Origin of the sequence: Bradyrhizobium sp., from assembly GCF_049691595.1 — a bacterium.
GTDB lineage: Bacteria > Pseudomonadota > Alphaproteobacteria > Rhizobiales > Xanthobacteraceae > Bradyrhizobium.
Map to the genome: position 1 here is coordinate 1 of NZ_JBAVNZ010000639.1, position 4,789 is coordinate 4,789.

The window sequence follows — 4,789 nt, forward strand, 5'->3', positions numbered from 1 at the left end:
GCCCGGTCTAGAACGGCTTTACCACCACCAGGATAACGATTCCGAACATTAGAACGGTCGGTACTTCATTGATAACACGATAGAACATTTGACTTCTCGGGTTTCGGTCGGCAGCAAAATCCTTCACCCAGCGGGAAAAAAGGCCGTGGACACCCGACAGGATGATCACCAGCGCCAGTTTCCCGTAAAGCCAGCCGGAAGCAAACCATCCGCCGGACCAGGCGAGGTACAGTCCAGCCAGCCAGGTAACGCCCATGGCCGGATTGATGATCGCTTTCAGCAAGCGCCGTTCCATCATCTTGAAGGTTTCCGACTGCCTGGAGCCGGTCTCCGAATCGCAATGATAGACGAACAGCCGCGGCAGATAGAGCATGCCGGCCATCCATGCGATGACCGCAATCACGTGCAGCGCCTTGATCCACTCATACATCGCGATCGCCTTCAGCACGGAATGTTTTGACCATGGCGGGTTTGCCAACAAGCTTCGCCAGCGAGGAACGGAGACATATCCGCATCCACGGCGCTTCTAAACTAATTAATTTTAGAATCTTAGGTTTGAGTCTAAGTAGCGGTGAATTGGACTCACGCAAAATGACCTCGCATTTCTCCAGCCTTGTTCACATTCATCAACAATTCAGCCGGCAATCCCGTTCATCGGAATAACCTTACCTGGCTCAGCTGCTTGCGCCGTTTTGCGGTCAGCTTATGAAGAGACAAATCCACATATTCTCACTATCATTGCGCCCGTTGCGCGGAGTTATCCTCTGACGGAGCGCTGTGAAGAAAAACCCGGGTTATCCCTGAGACCCCGACCCAGGGCCATTTTCCCGGTTAAGCTCCACAGGGATTCACAGGCTATACAGGCGGCACGGTGCCCACGACCGGCAATTATTTTCATCTGCATCTGGTCTCCGATTCGACCGGCGAGACCCTGATCACCGTGGCCCGCGCGGTCGCCGCGCAATATGCCAATGCGACGGCGGTCGAACATGTCTATCCGCTGGTGCGCAGCCAGAAGCAGCTCGACCGCGTGCTCGACGAAATCGAGCAGGCGCCGGGGATCGTGCTTTTTACTCTGCTGGAAAAGGATCTGGTCGGCCGGCTCGAAGCCAAGTGCAAGCAAATCAACATTCCGAGCTTGTCGATCATCGGCCCGGTGATGCAATTATTCGAGGCCTATCTCGGTGCGTCGACGACCGGACGGGTCGGCGCGCAGCATGTCCTCAATGCGGAATATTTCAAGCGTATCGACGCGCTGAACTACTCGATGATCCATGATGACGGCCAGCATGTCGAAGGTCTGGAGGAGGCCGACGTCGTTCTGGTCGGTGTATCCCGGACCTCGAAAACGCCGACCTCGATTTATCTCGCCAACCGCGGCATCCGCACCGCCAACGTGCCGCTGGTGCCGGGCATTCCGCTTCCGCATCAACTGGAGACGCTGAAAAAGCCGCTGGTCGTCAGCCTTCATGCCACGCCGGAGCGCCTGATTCAGGTCCGGCAAAACCGGCTTTTGAGCATGGGCGACCGCGACAACGACATCTATATCGATCGCCAGGCCGTTGCCGACGAAGTCGCGTTCGCACGGCGGCTAAGCGCCAAATTCAACTGGGCGCTGCTCGATGTGACGCGACGCTCGATCGAGGAAACCGCAGCTGCCGTGATGAAGCTTTACGCCGACCGTCAGCGGCAGCGACTTGCGGAATGACGTTCCCGCAATGACGATCTGGCGCGCAAAAGACCCGTTGATCCTGGCCTCGCAAAGCCGCGCGCGGCAGATGCTGCTCGCCAATGCCGGTCTCCCGTTCGAGGCGATCCCGGCCGACATTGGCGAACGCGCCGTGCAGGAAGACTCAGGCCTTTCGGCGCCCGGCGAGATCGCATCGCTGCTCGCGTGCGAGAAAGCGGCGTTTGTGTCCTCGCAAAAGGCCGGCCGCTATGTGGTCGGCGCCGATCAAACCCTGGCGCTGGAAGCGCGGCTGTTCAGCAAGCCGGCCGGTCGCCCTCAGGCCGCGGAGCAATTGCGCGCCCTTGCCGGCAACGTTCATGAGCTGCATTCCGCGGTTGCCGTCGCACGCGACGGCAAGATATTGTTTTCGGAGGTCTCGGTGGCACGCATGACCATGCGTGAGCTGAGCGGCGCCGAGGTGAGGGCCTATCTGGATCAGGCCGGCGCGGCGGTGACGACCAGCGTCGGCGCCTATCAGCTCGAAGGCCTGGGCGTGCATCTGTTCGAACGCATCGAAGGCGATCACTTCACCATCCTCGGCTTGCCGCTGTTGCCCTTGCTGGCGTTTCTGCGCAGCGAAAAGCTGCTCGCGGTATGAACATTTTCCAGAACTGGCAGCGATAAATGCGCATCCTGGGATTGACCGGCTCGATCGGCATGGGGAAGTCCACCACCGCGAAACTGTTCGCGGAAGCCGGTATTCCCGTCTACGACGCCGACGCCACCGTACACAAAATCTATGAGGGCGAAGCCGTACCGGCCATCGAAGCGGCGTTTCCCGGCACGACAGTTGACGGCAAGGTCGATCGCGCGCGGCTTTCGGCCAGGGTGGTGCATGATCCCGCCGCGATGGAGAAGCTCGAGCAGATCGTGCATCCGATGCTGCGCGCCCATCACCGGAAGTTCCTCGACGAGGCCGAGCGATCCGGCGCGCCCGTCGCGGTGGTCGACGTGCCGCTGCTGTTTGAGACCGGCGGCGAAAAACGCGTCGATGCCGTCGTGGTGGTGACCACCTCGCCGGAAACCCAGCGTCAGCGAATCCTGGCGCGCGGCACCATGACGAACGAGGCATTCGACTCCCTGCTGGCGCGGCAATTGCCGGACGCCGAAAAACGCCAACGCGCGGATTTCGTGGTGGATACCTCGCACGGTCTCGACCCCGTACGCGCCGCGATCCGGGACATTCTGCGACAGGTTGCTAAGATGCCGCGTCGGCGAGCCTGATTCGCCTTTTGCGGTCTTGAGCATCCATGCGCGAAATCGTCCTCGATACCGAAACCACCGGCCTCGATCCGCTGCGCGGCGACCGGCTGGTCGAGATCGGCTGCGTCGAAATCTTCAACCGCATGCCGACGGGCCAGACCTTCCACCGCTACATCAATCCCGAGCGCGACATGCCACCCGAAGCCTTCGCCGTGCATGGCCTGTCCACCGCGTTCCTCGCCGGCAAGCCGCTGTTTGCGGAGGTGGTGGAGGAGTTCCTGGAATTCATCGCCGACGCGCCGCTCGTGATCCACAACGCCTCGTTCGATATCAGCTTCATCAATGCCGAGCTTGACCGTATCAAGCAGCCGACGATCGCGCGGGAGCGGCTGGTCGACACGCTGCTGCTGGCGCGTCGCAAGCATCCCGGCGTGTCCAACCGGCTCGACGACCTCTGTTCGCGCTATTCGATCGATAATTCGCGCCGCACCAAGCACGGAGCGCTGCTCGACGCCGAACTGCTCGCCGAAGTCTATATCGACCTGATCGGGGCAAGGCAGTCACAGCTGATTCTGGCCTCGGAAACCCGCGCCGCGCAGGCCGGCGGATATGGTGAAATGCCGCGGCGGCAGCGCGAGGTGCCGTTGGCGCCGCGAATCACGGGCGCCGACCGCGAAGCGCATCGGGCCTTTGTCGCCACCCTGGGCGACAAGCCGATCTGGCATGATTTTTTGGGAACCGCCTAGGCGGCCTTGCCTTCGGGCTTAGCTGGGCTTCGCGCCCGACGACGCTTGAGCCGCGGCCTGCCGCTCCATGTTCTGGCGATACAGGCCGACGAAATCGACTGGATCCAGCATCAGCGGCGGAAAGCCGCCGTCGCGAACCGCCGTCGCGATGATTTCGCGCGCGAACGGGAACAGGAGCCGCGGGCATTCGATCATGACCAGCGGGTGCAGGTTTTCCTTCGGGACATTGACGATGCGGAACACGCCGGCATAGGCCAGATCGAAGCTGAACATCAGCTTGCCGGCGTTTTCGGCCTTGCCCTCGACTGAAAGCGTCACTTCGAATTCGTTTTCGGCGAGATTGTTGGCGGACACGTTGATCTGGATATTGATCGCCGGCTGCTGCTGCTGCGGAGCCAACGAGGCTGGCGCGTTCGGATTTTCGAACGACAGGTCCTTGGTGTATTGCGCCAGCACATTCAACTGGGGAGGAGCCTGCTCGGCGGGCGCGCCGTTGCCGTTGGTCATGAAATCTCTCCTGGAGCTCTGGCGAGCGGGGCCGGGTTCTCGGTCTGAATTCGCCTGGACGGCATGAAAATGCCTTGGCTGGGGCGAGTGGCTAACATAGCCCCGCCTCATTCCACAAGGATGACCGCCGCGGCCAGTGCCAAAGCGCCGCTGGTTTGCGGCGGATATGGATAATACCGGCTGGCCGGATCTCTGACTTGTTCCTAAATTATTGAATATGCGCGATTTCCGGCCATGATCGGGTTTCCCCTCGCGCCCAAAACGCGCTACAATCGCTTGCGCCAACATGCGCCATTGGCCGGACCGGGTTTCGTGCCTACATGCTGAAGTATCAATCGACGATGTAGTCTCTGCCGTTCCCTTTCGGGAACGCTCGACCGCCGGAACCGTTGCCGGCGCACTTCAGAAAGCGAATCGGACGTGGATATCTATACCATCATCTTCCTGGCGCTGGCGGTCTTCATCTTCCTGCGTTTGCGCAATGTCCTCGGACAGCGCACCGGAAATGAGCGCCCGCCCTACGATCGCCCTGCGCGCAATGTGGCGCAGGGGGCGCAGGACAATAATGTGGTTCCGATGCCGGGTGCCGTGATCGACCAGGCCC

6 protein-coding genes and 1 pseudogene are annotated in these 4,789 nt (G+C 61.0%); 5 read left to right on the forward strand and 2 right to left on the reverse strand.

Annotation, left to right across the window (positions count from 1 at the left end):
• Positions 1–7: 7 nt before the first annotated feature.
• Positions 8–430, reverse strand: a complete 423-nt coding sequence (gene hemJ, locus WCE35_RS25585; RefSeq protein ID WP_424596098.1) for a protoporphyrinogen oxidase HemJ — start codon at positions 428–430, stop codon at positions 8–10.
• A gap of 441 nt (positions 431–871) precedes the next feature.
• On the opposite strand from hemJ, the gene WCE35_RS25590 reads away from it, so the two are divergent.
• The 4 genes from WCE35_RS25590 to dnaQ are packed head-to-tail and all read left to right on the forward strand — an operon-like array spanning position 872 to position 3,678.
• Positions 872–1,708 (forward strand): pyruvate, water dikinase regulatory protein, encoded by an 837-nt coding sequence (locus WCE35_RS25590; RefSeq protein WP_424596093.1) that lies wholly within the window; start codon positions 872–874, stop codon positions 1,706–1,708.
• Between the two features lie 10 nt (positions 1,709–1,718).
• Entirely contained in the window at positions 1,719–2,327 is a 609-nt protein-coding gene (locus tag WCE35_RS25595; RefSeq protein ID WP_424596094.1) for a Maf family protein, read from the forward strand.
• A 26-nt stretch (positions 2,328–2,353) separates the two neighbouring features.
• Positions 2,354–2,953, forward strand: a complete 600-nt coding sequence (coaE, locus tag WCE35_RS25600; RefSeq protein WP_424596095.1) for a dephospho-CoA kinase — start codon at positions 2,354–2,356, stop codon at positions 2,951–2,953.
• Positions 2,954–2,979: 26 nt separating this feature from the next.
• Positions 2,980–3,678: a DNA polymerase III subunit epsilon gene (dnaQ, locus tag WCE35_RS25605; RefSeq protein WP_424596096.1), complete on the forward strand. Its 699-nt coding sequence runs from the start codon at positions 2,980–2,982 to the stop codon at positions 3,676–3,678.
• A gap of 18 nt (positions 3,679–3,696) precedes the next feature.
• On the opposite strand, the gene secB is transcribed toward dnaQ, so the two are convergent.
• Positions 3,697–4,185, reverse strand: a complete 489-nt coding sequence (secB, locus tag WCE35_RS25610; RefSeq protein WP_424596097.1) for a protein-export chaperone SecB — start codon at positions 4,183–4,185, stop codon at positions 3,697–3,699.
• Between the two features lie 420 nt (positions 4,186–4,605).
• On the opposite strand from secB, the pseudogene WCE35_RS25615 reads away from it, so the two are divergent.
• A pseudogene (locus tag WCE35_RS25615) lies at positions 4,606–4,789 on the forward strand (Tim44/TimA family putative adaptor protein); the annotation flags it as partial.